General features: G+C 64.0%; 19 protein-coding genes and 1 pseudogene. 15 read left to right on the forward strand and 5 right to left on the reverse strand.

All coding sequences use genetic code 11. The annotated features are described in order from the left end of the window. From HDG32_RS11965 to ptsP, 6 genes and pseudogenes are all read left to right on the forward strand, one after another. A pseudogene (locus HDG32_RS11965) lies at nt 1-371 on the forward strand (ammonium transporter); the annotation flags it as partial. A 251-nt stretch (nt 372-622) separates the two neighbouring features. Beyond that, nucleotides 623-1,912 carry a glutamate--cysteine ligase gene (gshA, locus tag HDG32_RS11970; RefSeq protein ID WP_018434736.1) on the forward strand — a complete coding sequence of 430 codons (1,290 nt, stop codon included), beginning with the start codon at nt 623-625 and terminating at the stop codon, nt 1,910-1,912. Nucleotides 1,913-2,015: 103 nt separating this feature from the next. After that, a complete protein-coding gene (gene gshB / locus HDG32_RS11975) occupies nt 2,016-2,972 on the forward strand; it encodes a glutathione synthase (RefSeq protein WP_184066960.1) in 957 nt (318 codons plus the stop codon). Nucleotides 2,973-3,215: 243 nt separating this feature from the next. Then, entirely contained in the window at nt 3,216-3,743 is a 528-nt protein-coding gene (locus tag HDG32_RS11980) for a PTS sugar transporter subunit IIA (protein WP_184062563.1), read from the forward strand. A 124-nt stretch (nt 3,744-3,867) separates the two neighbouring features. Beyond that, complete coding sequence (locus HDG32_RS11985; RefSeq protein ID WP_184066964.1) at nt 3,868-4,137, forward strand: HPr family phosphocarrier protein; 270 nt, start codon at nt 3,868-3,870, stop codon at nt 4,135-4,137. A gap of 370 nt (nt 4,138-4,507) precedes the next feature. Further along, complete coding sequence (ptsP, locus tag HDG32_RS11990; RefSeq protein ID WP_090805570.1) at nt 4,508-6,250, forward strand: phosphoenolpyruvate--protein phosphotransferase; 1,743 nt, start codon at nt 4,508-4,510, stop codon at nt 6,248-6,250. Nucleotides 6,251-6,350: 100 nt separating this feature from the next. Here ptsP and HDG32_RS11995 read toward each other — a convergent pair whose 3' ends face one another. From HDG32_RS11995 to gpmA, 3 genes are all read right to left on the reverse strand, one after another. Next, the gene (locus HDG32_RS11995) at nt 6,351-7,109 is read right to left on the reverse strand and encodes a molybdopterin-synthase adenylyltransferase MoeB (RefSeq protein ID WP_184054036.1); all 759 of its coding nucleotides are present in this window, start codon (nt 7,107-7,109) and stop codon (nt 6,351-6,353) included. A 235-nt stretch (nt 7,110-7,344) separates the two neighbouring features. After that, nucleotides 7,345-8,922: a S41 family peptidase gene (locus tag HDG32_RS12000; RefSeq protein ID WP_184066967.1), complete on the reverse strand. Its 1,578-nt coding sequence runs from the start codon at nt 8,920-8,922 to the stop codon at nt 7,345-7,347. Nucleotides 8,923-9,276: 354 nt separating this feature from the next. Further along, on the reverse strand, nt 9,277-10,023 hold the full coding sequence (gpmA, locus tag HDG32_RS12005; RefSeq protein ID WP_184066970.1) for a 2,3-diphosphoglycerate-dependent phosphoglycerate mutase: 747 nt from the start codon (nt 10,021-10,023) through the stop codon (nt 9,277-9,279). 137 nt (nt 10,024-10,160) lie between these two features. Here gpmA and HDG32_RS12010 point away from each other — a divergent pair, with 137 nt between their 5' ends. The 5 genes from HDG32_RS12010 (at nt 10,161) to HDG32_RS12030 (ending at nt 13,160) form a co-directional block, all read left to right on the forward strand. Next, on the forward strand, nt 10,161-10,586 hold the full coding sequence (locus tag HDG32_RS12010; RefSeq protein WP_013088271.1) for a rhodanese-like domain-containing protein: 426 nt from the start codon (nt 10,161-10,163) through the stop codon (nt 10,584-10,586). After that, nucleotides 10,583-10,843: a glutaredoxin 3 gene (gene grxC, locus HDG32_RS12015; RefSeq protein WP_090802871.1), complete on the forward strand. Its 261-nt coding sequence runs from the start codon at nt 10,583-10,585 to the stop codon at nt 10,841-10,843. The genes HDG32_RS12010 and grxC overlap by 4 nt, the downstream gene beginning before the upstream one ends. Before the next feature lie 147 nt (nt 10,844-10,990). Then, nucleotides 10,991-11,467: a protein-export chaperone SecB gene (secB, locus tag HDG32_RS12020; RefSeq protein WP_018419299.1), complete on the forward strand. Its 477-nt coding sequence runs from the start codon at nt 10,991-10,993 to the stop codon at nt 11,465-11,467. A 22-nt stretch (nt 11,468-11,489) separates the two neighbouring features. Then, nucleotides 11,490-12,488, forward strand: coding sequence for an NAD(P)H-dependent glycerol-3-phosphate dehydrogenase (locus HDG32_RS12025; protein ID WP_184066973.1), 999 nt, complete (start codon nt 11,490-11,492; stop codon nt 12,486-12,488). A gap of 111 nt (nt 12,489-12,599) precedes the next feature. Then, nucleotides 12,600-13,160 carry an O-acetyl-ADP-ribose deacetylase gene (locus HDG32_RS12030; protein WP_184066976.1) on the forward strand — a complete coding sequence of 187 codons (561 nt, stop codon included), beginning with the start codon at nt 12,600-12,602 and terminating at the stop codon, nt 13,158-13,160. On the opposite strand, the gene trmL is transcribed toward HDG32_RS12030, so the two are convergent. Both trmL and HDG32_RS12040 read right to left on the reverse strand, forming a co-directional pair. Then, nucleotides 13,133-13,603 (reverse strand): tRNA (uridine(34)/cytosine(34)/5-carboxymethylaminomethyluridine(34)-2'-O)-methyltransferase TrmL, encoded by a 471-nt coding sequence (trmL, locus tag HDG32_RS12035; protein WP_090802877.1) that lies wholly within the window; start codon nt 13,601-13,603, stop codon nt 13,133-13,135. The genes HDG32_RS12030 and trmL overlap by 28 nt on opposite strands. Before the next feature lie 18 nt (nt 13,604-13,621). Continuing rightward, entirely contained in the window at nt 13,622-14,368 is a 747-nt protein-coding gene (locus tag HDG32_RS12040) for a phosphoribosyltransferase family protein (protein ID WP_409340024.1), read from the reverse strand. Between the two features lie 121 nt (nt 14,369-14,489). Here HDG32_RS12040 and HDG32_RS12045 point away from each other — a divergent pair, with 121 nt between their 5' ends. The 4 genes from HDG32_RS12045 (at nt 14,490) to ctaD (ending at nt 19,702) form a co-directional block, all read left to right on the forward strand. Continuing rightward, nucleotides 14,490-15,455 (forward strand): methyltransferase domain-containing protein, encoded by a 966-nt coding sequence (locus HDG32_RS12045; protein ID WP_184066982.1) that lies wholly within the window; start codon nt 14,490-14,492, stop codon nt 15,453-15,455. A gap of 395 nt (nt 15,456-15,850) precedes the next feature. Beyond that, nucleotides 15,851-16,327 (forward strand): DUF2244 domain-containing protein, encoded by a 477-nt coding sequence (locus tag HDG32_RS12050; RefSeq protein ID WP_184026596.1) that lies wholly within the window; start codon nt 15,851-15,853, stop codon nt 16,325-16,327. 64 nt (nt 16,328-16,391) lie between these two features. Further along, nucleotides 16,392-18,044, forward strand: coding sequence for a cytochrome c oxidase subunit II (coxB, locus tag HDG32_RS12055; protein WP_184066985.1), 1,653 nt, complete (start codon nt 16,392-16,394; stop codon nt 18,042-18,044). A gap of 44 nt (nt 18,045-18,088) precedes the next feature. After that, nucleotides 18,089-19,702 carry a cytochrome c oxidase subunit I gene (gene ctaD, locus HDG32_RS12060; protein ID WP_184026602.1) on the forward strand — a complete coding sequence of 538 codons (1,614 nt, stop codon included), beginning with the start codon at nt 18,089-18,091 and terminating at the stop codon, nt 19,700-19,702. Nucleotides 19,703-19,769 lie beyond the last annotated feature (67 nt).

Raw genomic sequence — 19,769 nt, forward strand, 5'->3', positions numbered from 1 at the left:
CGGCGTCGGGCTTCGTCGGCACGCTCGGCGCGCTCGTGATCGGTATCGTCGCGGGTGTGGTCTGCTTCTGGGCGGCCACGTGGCTCAAGCACAAGTTCGGGTACGACGATTCGCTCGACGCGTTCGGCGTGCACTGCATCGGCGGGATCATCGGTGCGCTGCTGACCGGCGTGTTCGCGGTCAAGGACATCAGCGGCTCGGACGGCAGCGTGATCCTGCAGGCGAAGGGCGTGCTGACGACGCTGATCTACAGCGGCGTGGTGAGCTTCGTGCTGCTGAAGATCATCGACCTGGTGATGGGCATCCGCGTGACCGAAGAGCAGGAGCGCGAAGGCCTCGACGTGAGCCTGCACGGCGAGAAAGTCGAATAACGGAGAACCTGTCCCGGTTCGGCCCGCGCTCGCGGGCCCGTCAGTAAGAAAAAATGTTAAGCAAGCGCAGCAATTTCGCCCGCCTTCATGGCGGGCTTTTTTCTTGCTGATCGGGTTGCGAACGGCGATTTTCCGCGCCTATCATCGAGATAGGGAGAATGCATTCGAGTCTGCTTGCGAATGGAGAAACCGTCCCCAAATGGACAAAGCATTTGCTCTACAATCTTTTTTCTCCAGTCTGCGAGTGATCAATGGTTCCGCACCTAGTTACGGCGTTAAACGGCCCGCTGCTCGACCTCGAGCGGAAGATCCTCGACGCCACGCCCGCTATCGAACGCTGGTTCCGGCTCGAATGGCAGGAGCACACGCCACCGTTCTACTGTTCCGTCGATCTGCGTAACGCGGGCTTCAAGCTCGCGCCGGTCGACACCAATCTGTTTCCCGGCGCGTTCAACAATCTGCCGCAGGAAGTGCTGCCGCTCGCGGTGCAGGCCGCGATGGCCTCGATCGAAAAGATCTGCCCGGACGCGAAGAATCTGCTCGTCATTCCCGAGCGTCACACCCGCAACGCGTTCTACCTCGAAAACGTCGCCCGGCTTGCGTCGATCATGCGCCAGGCGGGTCTGAACGTACGCTTCGGCACGCTCGACGAAACCATCAACGGCCCGGTCACGATTGCACTGTCGGACGGCCAGAAGCTGGTGCTCGAACCGCTCGAGCGCTCGCAGCGGCGCCTTGGTCTGAAGAACTTCGACCCGTGCTCGATCCTGCTGAACAACGATCTGTCCGGCGGTATTCCGCCCGTGCTCGAAAACCTGCACGAGCAGTACCTGCTGCCGCCGCTGCATGCGGGCTGGGCGGTGCGTCGCAAGTCGACGCATTTCTCGTGCTATGACGACGTCGCGAAGAAGTTCGCGAAGATGGTCGAGATCGATCCGTGGATGATCAATCCGTATTTCGCGCACGTCGAGGGCGTCGACTTCCAGCAGCGCACCGGCGAGGAAGCCCTTGCCGATGCGATCGACGGCGTGCTGAAGAAGATCGCGCGCAAGTATCGCGAGTACGGCATCTCCGAAAAACCGTATGTCGTGATCAAGTCCGATGCGGGCACCTACGGCATGGGCGTGATGACCGTGCACGACGCATCGGAAGTCGCCGCGCTGACGAAGCGCGAACGCACGCGCATGGCCGCGACCAAAGACGGCCTCGAAGTGCACGACGTGATCGTGCAGGAAGGCGTCTACACGTTCGAGCGCATCGGCGAGGAAGTCGCCGAGCCGGTCGTCTACATGATCGACCGCTATGTGGTGGGCGGCTTCTATCGCGTGCACGGCAGCCGCGAGCGCGACCAGAACCTGAACGCGCCGGGCATGCACTTCGTGCCGCTCGGCTTCGAACACACGGCGCTGCCCGATGCGCACGCGAAGCCCGGCGCGGCGCCGCCGAACCGCTTCTATATGTATGGCGTCGTCGCGCGGCTCGGGTTGCTGGCCGCATCGGTCGAACTCGAAAAGACCGATCCTGAAGCGATCCAGGTCTAAGCCACCTCGCGCGGCAGGATGGCGGCATGCGTGCCGCCATCGCCGTCTTCAAAGACTATATTGACGAACAATGTCACGCCCCTCAGGGCGCACCGGGACTTTCATGGACATTCTTTTCATCGCCGATCCGCTCAGCCATTTCAAGATCTACAAAGACACGACCTACGCGATGATGGCCGAAGCGGCGCGGCGCGGTCACACGATGTACACCTGCGAGCCGAAGCATCTGGCGTGGACGGGCGGCGATGTCGAGGCGAACGTGCAGCGCATTGCGATCGTCGGCGATACCACGGATCTGCATCGTGATGTCTGGTTTGCCGCCGATCCCGCCACGCCGCGCGCGCTCGCGAGCTTCGGCGCGGTCGTGATGCGCAAGGACCCGCCGTTCGACATGGAATACGTGACGTCGACCTGGCTGCTCGAACTGGCCGAGCGTGGCGGCGCGCGCATCTTCAACAAACCGCAGGCGATCCGCGATCATTCGGAGAAGCTCGCAATCGGCGAGTTCGCGCAGTTCGTCGCGCCGACGCTGGTCACTCGCGACCCGGCGCGTCTGCGCGCGTTCCACGAACAGCACGGCGACGTGATCCTGAAGCCGCTCGACGGCATGGGCGGCATGGGCGTATTCCGCGTGAAGGCGGACGGCATGAACCTCGGCTCGATCGTCGAAATGCTGAGCCACGACGGCGCGCGCTCGGTGATGGCGCAGAAATTCATCCCCGAGATCAAGGAAGGTGACAAGCGCATCCTGCTGATCGGCGGCGAAGCGGTGCCGTACTCGCTCGCGCGCATTCCTCAGGGTAATGAGGTGCGCGGCAATCTGGCGGCCGGCGGACTGGGCGTCGCGCGGCCGCTCAGCGAGCAGGATCGCAAGATCGCCGATACGCTCGCGCCGGTGCTGGCGGCGCGCGGCCTGCTGCTGGTCGGACTCGATGCGATCGGCGACTGGCTCACCGAAGTCAACGTCACGAGCCCGACGTGTTTCCGCGAGATCATGGACCAGACCGGCTTCGACGTCGCCGCGATGTTCGTCGACGCGCTGGAGCGCGTGGTCGGCTGACGCGTGGCGCTCGCGTGGCGCGCCGACGCAGTGGCCTTGATTGCCCGGCTGCACCCCCAATCTGTGTAGTAAATCCGCATCAGGCGTGGCGTCGGGGTTGGCGCGAAAATGAGGCTGCTACAATGCCCGCTCGCCCGACGATGCATTCCCGCCCTCGCGACCCACGGCCGGTCCGGGGCGATGGCGAACCGGGCTCGAGTCCCGGTCCACGGTTTGGGGCCGTTCTTTTGCAGTAAGGCTGACATGGCAGGCATTCTGATCATTGCGCACGCTCCATTCGCCACCGCGTTGCGCGATTGCATTTCCCACATCTATGGCGGTTTGCCGGCGCGTATCGGCGTGATCGACGTGTCGCCGGATTGCGATCCTGCGCAGGTCGTCGCGTTCGCGAATTCGGAAGTCGTGCGGCTGAAGGAAGAGAACGGCGCGCTCGTGCTGACCGACATGTTCGGCGCGACGCCGGCCAACATCGCGGGCCGGCTCGCCACCGTGCCGGACGTGCGTGTGCTGTGCGGCGTCAATCTGCCGATGCTGGTGCGCGCGGTCTGCTATCGCGCGACGCCGCTCGACACGCTCGTCGACAAGGCGCTCGCCGGTGCGACCAAGGGCGTGCACGCGATCGGACCGGCGATGCCGACACCGGTCACGCCGCCAGTGTGCGCTGCCGAGTGCCTGCCGGCGCTGCCGCCTGACGCGGCGGCCGCCGACTGTGTTCCCGCTTTGCCGGCCGATGCCGATCTGACGCAAAAGACGGACGCGACCGGCCTGTAAGCCGGGCTGGTTCGCAGGCAAGCTTCGACGGATTCAAGCGGTTTCGCAACGGTGCCGATCGCATTGAAGCCGCTTTGCAGTAACACGTTTCACCATTTCATTCACCCGCGCTTCGGACCATCACATGCTGCAACAGGAAACCACAATTGTGAACAAGCTGGGGCTGCACGCGCGCGCGTCGGCCAAGTTGACGCAACTCGCGGGCAACTACCAGGCGGAAATCTGGATGAGCCGCAATGGCCGTCGTATCAACGCGAAGAGCATCATGGGCGTGATGATGCTGGCCGCGGGCATCGGCAGTACCGTGCTGATCGAAACGGAAGGCGCCGACGAACAGGACGCGATGGACGCGCTCTTGAAACTGATCGCCGATAAATTTGGCGAAGGTCAATAAAGCCGCGCGCTTTGCGTTCGACAAACCCGAAAATGCCGCGGCTCAGTCCGCGGTTTTTTTTCGCCGCCGACATCTGAATATCAGAAGAGGCGCGCCGTTAATCGACATTAAAGGGATCTAGAAGCGGCGCGAAAGCCATCGGGAAGAGTGCGTAAGACGACATGCGTTTTCAATGTTTAAACCATATGTTTTGCGCGACGTGTATAAAGCGAAGCTTCGCCGGGTACGAGGGCACCTCATTGCGATAATCCGTGCTGCGCTGCACACACCGCTGACACACTTCAAAAAGGCGCGGAATTTATAATGCCTAGTACAGTCTGAGAGCATTGCAGCGGTTTGCCGCGGCATTACACAACTAGAGGAGGTGCGCGTGTCATTCACGCTGCATGGAATTCCCGTGTCACGCGGTATCGCCATCGGGCGGGCCTATCTGATCGCCCCGGCAGCACTCGACGTAGACCACTATCTGATCGAACCGCCCCAGATCGAAGGGGAGGTCGGGCGTTTTCGCGCGGCTCAGCAGCGCGTGCATGAAGAACTCAACGTATTGCGCGCCGATCTTGCCGCGGATGCCCCGAGCGAAATGGGCGCGTTCATCGACGTTCACACGATGATCCTGAACGACGTCATGCTCGTTCAGGAAACCATCGACCTGATCCGCACGCGCCGCTACAACGTGGAATGGGCGCTGACCGAACAGCTCGAAAGACTGTCGCGTCATTTCGACACTATCGAAGACGAATACCTGCGCGAGCGCAAGGCCGATATCGAGCAGGTCGTCGAGCGCGTGCTGAAGGCGCTCGCGGGCGCGCCGGGCATCGTCGGCAACGTGCATGGCGCGTGCGACGAGATGATCGTGGTCGCGCACGACATCGCGCCGGCCGACATGATGCAGTTCAAGACGCAGACGTTCCAGGGCTTCGTCACCGATCTGGGCGGGCGCACGTCGCACACCGCGATCGTCGCGCGCAGCCTCGGCATTCCGGCCGCGGTCGGCGTGCAGCATGCGAGCGCGCTGATCCGCCAGGACGATCTGATCATCGTCGATGGCGACCACGGCATCGTGATCGTCGATCCCGCGCCGATCGTGCTCGAGGAATACTCGTACCGGCAAAGCGAGAAGGAGCTCGAGCAGCGCAAGCTGCAACGGCTCAAGTTCTCGCCGACGCAAACGCTGTGCGGCACGCGCATCGAACTGTGCGCGAACATCGAGTTGCCGGACGACGCGCGCGCGGCGGTCGAATCGGGCGCGACCGGCGTGGGTCTGTTCCGCACCGAGTTTCTGTTCATGAATCACAAGCACCGGATGCCCGAAGAGGAGGCGCAGTTCAGCGCGTATCGTCGCGCGGTCGAACTGATGAACGGCTTGCCGGTCACGATCCGCACGATCGACGTCGGCGCCGACAAGCCGCTCGATTCGATGGGCGGCGACGGCTACGAGACCGCCGCGAATCCGGCGCTCGGTTTGCGCGCGATTCGCTGGAGCCTGTCCGAGCCGCAGATGTTCCTCACGCAGTTGCGCGCGATCCTGCGCGCGTCGGCGTTCGGCAGGGTGAAGATCCTGATCCCGATGCTCGCGCACGCGCAGGAAATCGACCAGACGCTCGATCTGATCCGCGAAGCAAAGCGTCAACTGGACGACGCGGGTATCGCTTACGATCCGAACGTGCAGGTGGGCGCGATGATCGAGATCCCGGCCGCCGCGATCGCGTTGCCGCTGTTTCTGAAGCGGCTCGATTTCCTGTCGATCGGCACCAACGATCTGATTCAGTACACGCTCGCGATCGATCGCGCGGACAACGCGGTCGCGCATCTGTACGACCCGCTGCATCCGGCCGTGCTGCATCTGATCGCGTTCACGCTGCGCGAGGCGAAGCGCGCGGGCGTGCCCGTGTCGGTGTGCGGTGAGATGGCGGGCGATCCGGCGTTGACGCGTCTGCTGCTCGGCATGGGTCTGACCGAGTTTTCGATGCATCCGAGCCAACTCCTCGAGGTCAAGCAGGAGGTGCTGCGCTCGCATCTGAAGACGCTCGAAAAGCCCGTTGCCGACGTGCTGGCTTCGTTCGAGCCGGAGGAGGTGCAGGCGGCGCTCAAGCGGGTCGCGCTGGTTTGAATCTGACGCGCATCGTCTTGCCTCGTTGAACGAAAAAACGCCGCACATGTGCGGCGTTCTGCTATTTCGGCGTCAAGCGAACGGGCAGTGCAGAACCGCCTCAAGACCCGTGCGCGTGGCCGCACACCGGACAATCCGGCTGACGTCCGATGCGCATCGTGTTCCATTCCATCCGCAGCGAATCGAGCATCGTCAGGCGGCCCACGAGCGGCGTGCCGATTGCGCCGATCACCTTCAGCGCTTCGGCAGCCTGCATCGAACCGATGATGCCGACCGTCGGCGCGAACACGCCCATCGTCGAGCATGCGACTTCTTCGAACGGCTGGTCTTCGGGAAACACGCACGCGTAGCACGGCGACGCTTCATCGCGGAAATCGAAAGTGCTGATCTGGCCGTCGAAGCGCAGCGCCGCTCCCGACACGAGCGGCACGCGATGCTTGACGCACGCGCGGTTGATCGCGTGACGCGTCGCGAAGTTGTCGGTGCAATCGAGCACGACACTCGCGTGCGGCACCTCGCGGTCGAGCCACGCATCGTCGACGCGCTCGGCCACCGCGTTGACGACGACCTCGGGATTGATCCGCGCGAGCATGTCGCGCCCGGACTCGACCTTCCTACGTCCAACCGACGCGCTCACGTGCAGGATCTGTCGTTGTAGATTAGTCAGGTCGACGGTATCGGCATCGACGAGCGTCAGACGGCCGACGCCCGCCGCCGCGAGATACAGCGCGGCTGGCGAACCGAGCCCGCCCGCGCCGACGATGATCGCGTGGGCGTCGATAAAACGCTGCTGCGCCTCGATGCCGATTTCATCGACGAGGATGTGGCGGGAGTAGCGAAGGAGTTGATCGTCATTCATGGCGGGGCGCGTGGGGTGTGTCGCTATGTCGCTGTGTCGCGCAAGGAGAGGCAGGCCGAGGCGCCGCGGCGCGCATTCGTGCCTGTTATTTTAATCGCGCGGGGAGGGTGGCGGTTGCGGCTTGCCGTGATGCGCCACCGGTTAGGCGGCGGCTTTTGCTGAAACTGTTGCGGCGTGTCTTCGCAGACTGTCGTGCTGCGAAGACACGCGCGCGGTTCGCTGCCTGTCGGCCAGCTTACTTGCCAGCGGGAGCCGGTGCCGAAGCCGGCGCCGGTCCCGATGCGCCCGGCACCGGTTGCGTCGGCTTCACCGCGACCGGCGCGGAGGCCGACGTGTCCGGCTTGTTCTGCGCGAGACGGCGTTCCATCAACGACTTCGATTCCTGAACCGGCTTGCCTTCGAGTTTGTCGACTGCCTGTTGCAGCATGAAGTCGTCAGCCGAACCGAACTCGACCGGCTTGCGTTCGCGCTCCTTCTGGCGCTGTTCCGGCGTCTTCTTGTCGTTCTGCTCTTCGAGCTGACGCAGTTGCTCCATGCGCTCCTGCTCGCGCTGCTCCGCTTCCTTCTTCTCGTTCGGGTCCTGCGTGTTCGCGAGGTGATTCGAGTAGTCGACTTCGCGGGTCACGAGCGCGTCGTCCGGATCGCCGTCCGCGTACTGATCGACCGGAATGTCGGGGCGGATGCCCTTGTTCTGGATCGAACGGCCGCTCGGCGTGTAGTAATACGCGGTGGTCAGGCGCAGTGCGGTGTCGGCCGTCAGGGGGCGCACGGTTTGCACCGAACCCTTGCCGAACGTGGTCTTGCCGAGAATCAGCGCGCGGTGCTGATCCTGCAGCGCGCCCGCGACGATTTCCGACGCCGACGCCGAATACGCGTTGGTCAGCACGATCATGGGCACGGTCTTGAAGATGGCCGGGACGTCCTTGAGCGGATCGCTGTCGAACGATTGCAGACGGTAGTTATCGTAGGTGTCGCGATAGATCTGCTTCGAATCCGGAATCTGGCCGTTGGTCGACACCACCACCGAATTCGGCGGCAGGAACGCGCCCGCGACGCCGACCGCGCTTTGCAGCAGACCGCCGCCGTTGTTGCGCAGGTCGAGGATGAGGCCCTTCAGGTTCGGCTCCTGGCGCGCGAGATCCTGCAGCTTGGCCGCGAGGTCAGGCGTGGTGCGTTCCTGGAAGCTCGTGATGCGCACGTACGCGAAGCCCGGCGCGATGATCTTGCCCTTCACCGACTGCACCTTGATGATCGCGCGCGTGACGGTGAGCGGGAACGTGCGGTCGTCGGTCTTGCGGAAGATGGTCAGCGTGACCTTGGTGCCCGGGTCGCCGCGCATCTGCTTGACCGCCTGGTCGAGCGTCATGCCGCGCACGGGCTTGTCGTTGATGCGCGTGATCAGGTCGCCCGGACGGATGCCGGCGCGGAACGCGGGCGTGTCTTCGATTGGCGAAATCACCTTGATCAGGCCGTCTTCCGACGAAATTTCGATGCCGAGGCCCGCGAAGCGGCCCTTGGTCTGCTCCTGCAGCTCTTCGTAGTCGGTCTTGTCGAGGTACGACGAGTGCGGGTCGAGGCTGGACACCATGCCCTTGATCGCGGCGGTGAGCAGCTTCTTGTCGTCGACCGGTTCAACGTATTCGTGCTTGATCTGCCCGAACACTTCGGCGAAAAGCCTGAGCTGGTCTAGCGGCAGCGGGGCGACCGCAGCGCTTGCGGGTTGCTGGGCCGAGGCGGAGTATTGCAGGGTGGCAAAGACACCGGTAGCAAGGCCCGCGGCAATCAGGCCGATATTTTTCAGGTTCTTTCGCATAGAGTCTGTTGCGGTCGGAAGCGCGTGGCAGCGTCGATAAAGATTGGACGGACAAGTATAACTGCACACCCGCCTGCTCAGGGCGCGGTGCAGGCAATCGTGCTTCGACAGTACGGGAAGGTCCTGGTTCTTGCGACCCGAGCCGCGGATGGCGAGCCGTACGACATGGCACTCGGCGGGTCGGAACTGAGAGTTGCCGCGCAAGGCCAGCGGATGCGCTCGCCGCTACGGTGAACCCTGCAGCGGACCTCTGAATCTGACCGCCGGGCGCAATACAGAATTTCTTGTCGGCCAGGTTGTCTGCGTGCGGCCCCGCGCGTTTTCGTGGCGTGGGCCGCGCCCGGATATGCCGGATCAGCCCGCCTTGCCCTGGCTCGCGACCGCGGCTTGCGCCTTGGCGATCGCGTCCTGGTCGCCGAGATAGTAGTGCTTGATCGGCTTCAGGTTGTCGTCGAGTTCATAGACGAGCGGCACGCCGTTCGGGATGTTGAGGCCGACGATGTCGCTGTCCGAGATGTTGTCGAGATACTTGACCAGCGCGCGGATCGAGTTGCCGTGCGCGGCGATCAGGATGCTGCGCCCCGACTTGATGGCCGGCGCAATCGACTCGTTCCACAGCGGCAACACGCGCGCGACCGTGTCTTTCAGGCACTCGGTCAGCGGCAGTTGCTCGCGCGGCACCTTGGCGTAGCGCGGATCGGTGTACGGCGCGCGCTCGTCGGTGGGCTCGAGCGCGGGCGGCGGCGTGTCGTAGCTGCGGCGCCAGACCAGCACCTGCTCGTCGCCGAACTTCGCGGCGGTTTCGGCCTTGTTCAGACCCGACAGCGCGCCGTAGTGGCGTTCGTTCAGGCGCCACGAATGCACGACGGGCAGGTACATCAGATCCATCTGGTCCTGCACATGCCACAGCGTGCGGATCGCGCGCTTGAGCACCGACGTGTAGGCGATGTCGAACGTATAGCCCGATTCCTTGAGCAGTCCGCCCGCCTGCTGCGCCTCGAGGTTGCCCTGCTCGGTGAGGTCGACGTCGACCCAGCCGGTGAAGCGGTTTTCCTTGTTCCAAGTCGATTCGCCGTGGCGGATGAGAACGAGTTTGTACATGAGAGTTGCCGGTCGGTAGTGAGGAAGCGGTCTCGCGCTGCGCGGCGCCTCGGGCGGCGCATCGCCATCGCGTCGAACGGTTATTTTATAATGCTCGGGTTGACCTTTTCGATTTCTCTCTTTCCGGCGGATCTTCCGTGAAGTTTTTCACCGAATACACAAACCTTGTCCTGATCGCAATCGTCCTTATCTCTGGTGGGTTGCTGCTGTGGCCGACCATCAGTCGGCGTGGACGTGGCGGCCTGTCGGCCGCTGAAGCCACCCAACTGATCAACCGGCGCAACGCGGCGGTCATCGATCTGCGGCCGTCCGCCGATTACGCCAAGGGGCACCTGCCCTCGGCACGGCATTTCGAATTCGCAGAGTTGCAGGCGAAAGTCACGCAACTCGCGAAGAACAAGAGCAACCCGGTGCTGCTGGTGTGCCAGACCGGCCAGCAGTCGAACAAGGCCGCGCGTATCGTGCAGGAAGCGGGATACGCGGAAGTCCATGTTCTCGAGGGCGGCGTCGATGCCTGGCAGAAAGCCGGTATGCCGGTTGTGAAACAAGGAGCAGCCAAGTGAACAAAGTGATCATGTACAGCACCCAGGTGTGCCCGTATTGCCAGATGGCCGAACGTCTTTTAAAGTCGCGCGGCGTCGAGCACGTTGAGAAAGTACTGATCGACAAGGACCCGGGCCGTCGTGAGGAGATGATGACCCGGACCGGTCGTCGCACGGTGCCGCAGGTGTTCATCGGCGAGACGCATGTGGGCGGCTATGATGACCTTTCCGCGCTCGATCGCGCGGGCGGTCTGACGCCGCTGCTCGAAGCAGCCTGAGTTCGCGCGTTTCGCGCCGCGCGAGCGGGCGGACCACTCGATAAGCCGGCGCACGCGCTCCTCGTGGAGCCGGCAAGCCGGCGCAATAATCTGGCGGCCCATGCGTGCATCGGCCGCCGCCACGCACACCTATCAGGAATCACCATCATGTCCGACGAGAATAACCAGCCGTTCTTCAACATCCAGCGCATCTATCTGAAGGACATGTCGCTCGAGCAGCCGAATTCGCCGGGTATCTTCCTCGAGCAGGAAATGCCGTCGGTCGAAGTCGAAGTCGACGTGAAGGCCGAGCGCCTCGCCGAATCCGTGTTTGAAATTCTCGTGACGGGCACGGTCACGGCCAAGGTGTCGGACAAGGTCGCGTTCCTGATCGAAGCGAAACAGGCCGGCATTTTTGACATTCGCAACATTCCTGCCGAGCAGATCGATCCGCTCGTCGGCATTGCCTGCCCGACCATCCTGTTCCCGTACCTGCGCTCGAACATCGCCGATGCGATCACCCGCGCCGGCTTCCCGCCGATCCACCTCGCCGAGATCAACTTCCAGGCGCTGTACGAGCAGCGTCTCGCCCAGATGAGCGCGGCCCAGCAGGACGGCGCGGCGCAAAAAGGCGTCACGCATTAAGGCGCCGCGCGCAGTGCCGGCTATGAAAGTCGCCGTTCTCGGCGCTGGCGCCTGGGGCACCGCCCTCGCCGGCCATCTGGCCTTAAGGCACCACACGGTGTTGTGGGCGCGCGAGTCCGCGCTCATCGCCGAGCTTTCCACTTCGCATGAAAACGCCCGCTATCTGGCGGGCGTCGCGTTGCCGCCCGCGCTTCGCTTTGAAGCGGATCTCGGAGTGGCGCTCGATCACGCACTCGACGACGATGCGCTGTGCGTGGTCGCGACGCCCGTGGCTGGCCTGCGCGGCCTGTTGCGCGCGATGCGCGATGCGGGCAAGGTGCCCGCGCATATCGTGTGGCTGTGCAAGGGGTTCGAAGCGGATTCGCAGTTGTTGCCGCATCAGGCGGTCGCGGCGGAATTGCCCGAGCATGCGAGCAACGGCGTGTTGTCCGGACCGAGCTTCGCGCGCGAAGTCGGGCAGGGGCTGCCGGTTGCGTTGACGATCGCGAGCCCGTCGGCGGCGTGCCGCGAACGCACGGTCGCGGCGTTCCATCACGGCGCGATGCGCATCTACACCGGCGACGACGTCGTCGGCGTCGAAGTGGGCGGCGCGGTGAAAAACGTGCTCGCCATCGCCACGGGCATCGCCGATGGCCTCGGCCTCGGCCTCAATGCACGCGCGGCGCTGATCACCCGCGGCCTCGCCGAAATGTCGCGCCTTGGCGTGACGCTCGGTGGGCGCGCGGAAACCTTTACCGGGTTGACCGGCCTCGGTGATCTGATTCTGACTGCCACCGGCGATCTGTCGCGCAACCGCACCGTGGGCCTGCAACTCGCCACGGGCCGCACGCTCGACGACATCCTCGGCGGTCTCGGTCACGTGGCCGAAGGCGTGCGCTGCGCGCGGGCGGTACTCTCGATCGCATGTGCTCATGCAATCGAAATGCCGATCACGCAGGCGGTCTGCGCGGTGCTGTTCGACGGCGTGGCGCCGCGCGATGCGGTTAGCGCGCTCCTGCGGCGCGATTCGAAGGCGGAATAAAGCCTTTTCTATCAGCCGTTTAGCGGAAATTCGCGTTGAACGGCTGCCTCGCCTGGTTGTCCACTTCGGGTTGTCCACTTCGTGAGCGAGACTCGGGTCAGCGAGGTTCCCATGCCCACCTTCATTCTCAGGCTTGGCACGTGCACGCTCGAAGCGCGCGTGGTCGATATCACGACGCTCGCCGTCGATGCGATCGTCAATGCCGCGAATACTTCGCTGCTCGGCGGCGGCGGTGTGGATGGCGCGATTCATCGCGCGGCCGGCAAGGAGTTGCTGCGCGAATGCGAAACGCTCGGCGGCTGCGCGACCGGCGACGCCAAAATCACCGCCGGCTATCGTCTGCCCGCGAAGCATGTTATTCACGCGGTCGGTCCAGTGTGGCGTGGCGGCGCGCATGGCGAAGCCGACCTGCTCGCATCGTGCTATCAGCGCTCACTCGAAGTCGCGCGCGAAACTCAGTGCACGAGCATCGCGTTTCCAGCGATCAGCTGCGGTATCTACCGTTTCCCCGCCGACGATGCGGTCAGCATCGCGGTCGCGACCGTACTCGACACGTTGCCGCGCACACCACACATGAAGCACGTGACGTTCGCGTGCTTCGACGACGCGATGTTCGCACGCTACGAGGCCGAGCTCGAACGCCGTCAGGCGCCGCCTTCGAAGCCGGCCTGACGCCACGCTTCGAACACCACGATCGCCACCGTATTCGACAGATTCAGACTGCGATTGCCGGGACGCATCGGCAGACGCACGCGCTGTTCGTTCGCAAAGCGCTCGAGCACCGTGCCGGGCAGGCCGCGCGTTTCGGCGCCGAACACGAACCAGTCGCCCGGTTGAAACGCGTGGTCGTGAAAGCGCCCCGAGCCGCGCGTCGTGAATGCGAACATGCGCGACGCGTCGGGCGTTTCTTTCGCGATGAACGCGTCCCAATCGGCATGCACGTTCATTTCCGCGTACTCGTGATAGTCGAGGCCGGCGCGCCGCATCTTGGTGTCGTCGAGAGGGAAGCCGAGCGGCTCGATCAGGTGCAGCCGGGCGCCGGTGTTCGCGCACAGGCGAATCACGTTGCCGGTGTTGGGCGGAATTTCGGGTTCTACGAGAACGACGTTGAACATAAGAAGACCACGTAAAAGCTAGTTTTTCGGAGTGCGCAGCGCGACGAAGTTCGTAACCCGCCGCGCGCCGGCGGCCTTCAGCGTATGCGCGAGCGCTTCGAGCGTCGCGCCGCTCGTCATGACATCGTCGACGATGCCGACGTGCAGGCCGCGCACTGGGCGCGCGACGCGAAACGCTCGGCCGACGTTCTGCCGGCGCGCATCGAGATCGAGGCGCGATTGCGGCGCGGTGTCGAGCGTTCGTTCGAGCAGCGTGGGGTCGCCGCGCACGCCGAGCGCCCGGGCGAGCGGCCGCGCGATCTGCCAGGCCTGGTTGTAACCGCGCTCGACCAGACGGCGACCGGCGAGCGGCACAGGCGCGATCACGTCGGGCCGCTCGGCCGCGTCGTGCCAATTGGCTTCAGCGAGCCGCGCGAGGCGTTGCGCGAAGTCTCGCGCGAGCATCAGCCGGGCGCGGAACTTCAGGCCGACCGCGAGCGTATCGAGCGGCGCGCGATAGTCGGCGAGCGCGAAGCTCGCGTCGAACGGCGGCGGCTCGGCCACGCAATCCGCGCAGCGATACCGCGCCTGAGCGACCCAGCGTGACGCCGGCAACGGCACCGCGCAAACGGTGCAGCGCAGCCGGCTCTCGTTCCAGTAGGCCGCGTCGCAACCGTCGCACAACGTCTTATGCGACAAATTGCCGCACAACGCGCACAGGTTCGGCAGCGCGGCGTTCAAGGCCCGCGGCCATGCCGAATGCAGTCCGCGCGCAAAACGCGCCACCTGATTTCGACACGACGAAGAAAATGACTGGAATCGCACGAGTGAGCGCCGGTGAAAGCCGTTCTCGCTGAATGGAGAGGAACGAACGAGTATACTTCGAGCTCACGCCAGCACGACACACATGTCCCCAACATCCGCTCAATCTGGCCGTCCGGCCTACGATTCACGGCGCCTCAGACGTATTTTCGACCGTCGCGCTGCCACCTTCGACGAGGTTGCGTTCCTGCCGCGAGAGATTGCGCAGCGCATGCGCGAGCGTCTCGATTACATCAAGGTGGCGCCCTCGAGCGTGCTCGACGCCGGTTGCGGCGCGGGCGAAGACCTCCCCGCATTGCGCGAACGCTTTCCCGAGGCGCCGGTGTTCGGCGCTGATCTGTCGCACGGCATGCTCCGCCGCGCGCTGCGTCACGATGCCGGCGACACCAGTTGGCGGCGCTTTCTTCCCGCCTCGCTCGGCAAGGCGCTCGGCGCGCGTGGCCCGCGCTTCGCGCAGACCGATTTCTCCGCGCTGCCGTTCACGTCCGGCGCATTCGAATTCATCTGGTCCAACCTCGCGCTGCACTGGCACTCGCGGCCCGATCTGGTGTTTCCCGAATGGCAGCGCGTGCTGAAGGTCAACGGCCTGCTAATGTTCAGCACGCTCGGCCCCGATACGCTGAAGGAGTTGCGCGGTGCCTACGCCGAGATCGAGGCCGCCCACGGCGTCGCGTCTCGCAAGCATGTGATCGACTTCGTCGACATGCACGACCTCGGCGACATGCTCGTCGAGGCCGGCTTCGAAATTCCGGTGATGGACCAGGAGACGCTGACGATCACCTATAAGTCGCCCGAGTCGCTGCTCGCGGACGTGCGTCGCTGGGGCGCGTACCCGTTCGAGCGCGATGCGCATGACGGCGTGCTCGCGCGTCGGTTGCACAAAGCCCTGCTCGCCGCGCTCGAAGCGCGCCGGCGCGCCGACGGCACGATCGCGCTGACCTTCGAGGTGATCTACGGCCACGCATGGAAAGCCGTGCCGCGCACCACGGCGGAAGGACATGGCATCGTGCGGCTCGAGGACATCGGACGAGGTCCGGGCAAGCGTGGATAGCAGATTGCGGTGCTGTCATCAACTGCTTGCCGACGGTGCGGTTGACGTGTTGCAAAAGCGGTAAAGAGGACATCCGTTATGCCTGGGATTTGCCCTCCAAAAGAGCCGCAAAATGCCGGGCAAAATGGCGCGAAGGCTTGTCGCGCCTGGCTTGCGGGCCGATCGGGGCTTGCTTGTCGATGCTATGGATCGCGCCTATAATGCGTCAGTTTGTCACCCGAGGTTCCCACATTTGGGGTGGCAAGCCCGAGGCGCGGGGCTGCAAAATGAAGTGATGCGGTAGGGGTTGGCGCGCTCGCGAGTGATGCTGGAAACAGTGACTCGAACGGCGGCCGCGAGATGCATCCGGAAGTAAAAGAAGGCAGGCCGGACTCGACGATTCGCAGGAGGCAGCGATGGGCGCATCAGATCATCTGCTGGCGGATTCAGAACCGGTCCTTAGGGACTGGACCATGAAGCGCAACTGTTCGATATCGCCGCGGCAGTTCGTCTGTCTGTACGTGTCGCTTGCGTTGTTTTCGTTGGCAATTGCATTCATGCTGGTTCTGGTCGGCGCCTGGCTGGTGTTGCCGTTCACTGGAATCGAATTGCTGGCCGTAGGTATCGCGTTTGCAATATATGCGCGTCATGCTGTCGATTACGAGCGCATCCGGTTGTTTCCGAACCGGCTCGTGATCGAGCAGGTCAGTGCCGAGCAGATTACGCAGTTCGAATTCAATCCGCGCTGGGTGCGGATAGAGCCGGGCGCAACGCCGCGCGATCAGATCAAGCTGGTCTCGCGCGGGCAGACGATCATGATCGGGCAACACCTCGCGCAGAATCGGCGCGCGCAGTTCGCAGGCGAACTACGTATGTGGCTGGCACGTTGTTAGATGGTGCCGGACGCGCGGCGTTCAAGGGGGCGCGACACGCTGCCAGCGGGGTCGAGGGGTTTGAATGGAAAATTTGGGTAAGGAAGCTATGAAAACAATCAAGCGAGCGCTCATGAGCGTGCTGGCGACGAGCGGACTGCTTTTCGCCGGTGCCGCCCTGGCAGTGGGCGATGCTCCGGGCGGCCCAGCCGTCAACGCGATCAATCTCCAGCCGCCTGCAACGAGAATCGCTGAGGAGCTGTTCAGCCTCCACATGTTCATGCTGGGACTTTGCACCGTGATCTTCATCGGTGTGTTCGGCGTGATGTTCTATTCGATCTTCGCGCACCGCAAATCGAAAGGCCACAACGCAGCCAATTTCCACGAAAGCACCACCGTCGAAATCATCTGGACGATCGTGCCGTTCATCATCGTCGTGCTGATGGCGCTGCCCGCCACCAAGGCCGTCGTCGCGATGAAGGACACCTCGAACGCCGACCTCACGATCAAGGTCACCGGCTACCAGTGGAAGTGGGGCTACGACTACGTGAAGGGTCCGGGCGAGGGCATCGGCTTCCTGTCCACGCTCGCCACGCCGCGCGCGCAAACCGATGGCCGCGAGCCGATCTCCACGCTGTATCTGCAGGAAGTCGACAACCCGCTCGTGGTGCCGGTCGACAAGAAAATCCGCATCATCACCACCGCGAACGACGTGGTCCACTCCTGGTACGTGCCGGCCTTCGGCGTGAAGCAGGACGCGATTCCCGGCTTCGTGCGCGACACGTGGTTCAAGGCCAACCGCACCGGCACGTTCCGCGGCTTCTGTACCGAACTGTGCGGCAAGGAACACGCGTTCATGCCGGTCGTCGTCGAGGTGCTGTCTGCCGACGACTACGCGAAGTGGGTCGACGAGCAGAAGAAGAAAATGGCCGCCGGCCAGGACGATCCGAACAAGACCTACACGATGGCCGAGCTGATGGAACGCGGCGGCAAGGTCTACGCGTCGAACTGCGCGGTCTGCCACCAGCCGACCGGCAAGGGCGCGGGCGCATTCCCGGCGCTCGACGGCAGCAAGATCGCCAACGGTCCGATCGGGCAGCACGTGAGTCTCGTGTTGAAGGGCAAGAACGCGATGCCTTCGTGGGCGCCGACGCTGAACGACGTCGAAATCGCCTCGGTGATCACGTACGAACGTAACTCGTGGGGCAACCACACGGGCGACATCCTGCAGCCGAAGCAGGTCGCCGACGCGCGCAACGGCAAGCTGCCGGAAGGCGGCGATCATCTGGCCAACGCCGGTGCTGCCGCGAGCGGCGCCGTTGCGGCATCGGGCGCGGAAGCAGCGTCGGGCGCAGAAGCGGCGTCCGCACCGGCCGCATCGGGCAACGAGGCTGGCGCGGCTGCTTCGAACAACGCAGAGGCCGCGCTGCCGGCGAGCATCTACTTCGAGACCGGCAAGAGCACGCTGCCGGCCGACGCGAAAGCGGCGGTCGACGCGGCCGCGGCCTACGCGAAGGCGCATCCGGACGCGAAATTCACGCTGTCGGGCTTCACCGACGCAACCGGCTCCGCCGACGTCAACGCGAAGCTCGCGAAGAGTCGTGCCGAAGCCGTTCGCGACGCGCTGAAAGCAGCCGGCATTGCCGACGATCATATTATTTTGAAGAAGCCGGAAACGATCACCGGCGGCACCGACGCGAAGGAAGCCCGGCGCGTTCAGATCAGCCCGGCAGCCTGACGTATTCATGGTCAGCACCGCAGAATTCGCTTTAGGAGATTGTCATGTCTAGCATCGGACACGATGTAGTTGCGGGCCACGAGCACGTGCACGGCGACCATGCCCACGAAACGCCGCATGGCTGGCGCCGTTGGCTGTTCGCAACCAACCACAAGGACATCGGTACGCTGTACCTGATCTTCTCGTTCACCATGTTCCTGTCCGGGGGCGTGATGGCGCTGATGATCCGTGCCGAACTGTTCGAGCCGGGTCTGCAGATCATGCGTCCCGAGTTCTTCAACCAGTTGACCACCATGCACGGGCTGATCATGGTGTTCGGCGCGATCATGCCGGCGTTCGTCGGCTTCGCGAACTGGATGGTGCCGCTGCAGATCGGCGCATCGGACATGGCTTTCGCGCGGATGAACAACTTCAGCTTCTGGCTGCTGCCGGTCGCGGCCGTCCTGCTGGTCGGCTCGTTCTTCGCACCGGGCGGCGCGACCGCCGCGGGCTGGACGCTGTACGCGCCGCTCTCCACGCAGATGGGCCCGGGCATGGACTTCGCGATTTTCGCGATCCACCTGATGGGTGCGTCGTCGATCATGGGCGGTATCAACATCGTCGTGACGATCCTGAACATGCGCGCACCCGGCCTCACGCTGATGAAGATGCCGATGTTCGTCTGGACCTGGCTGATCACCGCGTACCTGCTGATCGCCGTGATGCCAGTTCTGGCGGGCGCGATCACGATGGTGCTGTTCGACCGTCACTTCGGCACGTCGTTCTTCAATGCGGCAGGCGGCGGCGACCCGGTCATGTACCAGCACATCTTCTGGTTCTTCGGGCACCCCGAGGTGTACATCATGATCTTGCCGGCGTTCGGGATCGTCTCGCAGGTGATCCCGGCGTTTTCGCGCAAGCCGCTGTTCGGCTATAGCTCGATGGTGTACGCAACCGCGTCGATCGCGATCCTGTCGTTCATGGTCTGGGCGCACCACATGTTCGTGACCGGCATGCCGGTCACGGGCCAGCTGTTCTTCATGTACGCGACGATGCTGATCGCGGTGCCGACCGGCGTGAAGGTGTTCAACTGGGTCGCGACGATGTGGCGCGGTTCGCTGTCCTTCGAAACGCCGATGCTGTTCGCGGTCGGCTTCCTGATCGTGTTCACGTTCGGTGGCCTGTCGGGTCTGATGCTCGCCATGGCGCCGCTCGACATCCAGTATCACGGCACTTATTTCGTGGTCGCGCACTTCCACTACGTGCTGGTGGCGGGGTCGCTGTTCGCGCTGTTCGCCGGCTGGTACTACTGGTCGCCGAAGTGGACCGGCTGGATGTACAACGAAACGCGCGGCAAGATCCACTTCTGGGCGTCGATGTTCTTCTTCAACCTCGCGTTCCTGCCGATGCACTTCGTCGGTCTCGCGGGCATGCCGCGTCGTTATGCCGACTACCCGGCGCAGTTCACCGACTGGAACCAGGTGATCTCGATCGGCGCGTTCGGCTTTGGTCTGTCACAGGTGTACTTCCTGTTCGCAGTGGCGCTGCCGGCCTACCGTGGCGGTGGCGAGCTCGTAGAAGCGGGCGACAAGCCGTGGGACGGCGCAACGGGCCTCGAGTGGACCGTACCGAGCCCGGCTCCGTTCCACACGTTCGAGCATCCGCCGACCGTCGAGTAAGCCCATCCCGGCGAGGTGCCGGGTTCCGGCGGCGCGATATGCCGCCACCGGACTCGGACGCTTCGCG

The sequence above is a fragment of the Paraburkholderia sp. CI2 genome (assembly GCF_014201055.1).
GTDB classification, from domain to species: Bacteria; Pseudomonadota; Gammaproteobacteria; order Burkholderiales; family Burkholderiaceae; genus Paraburkholderia; species Paraburkholderia tuberum.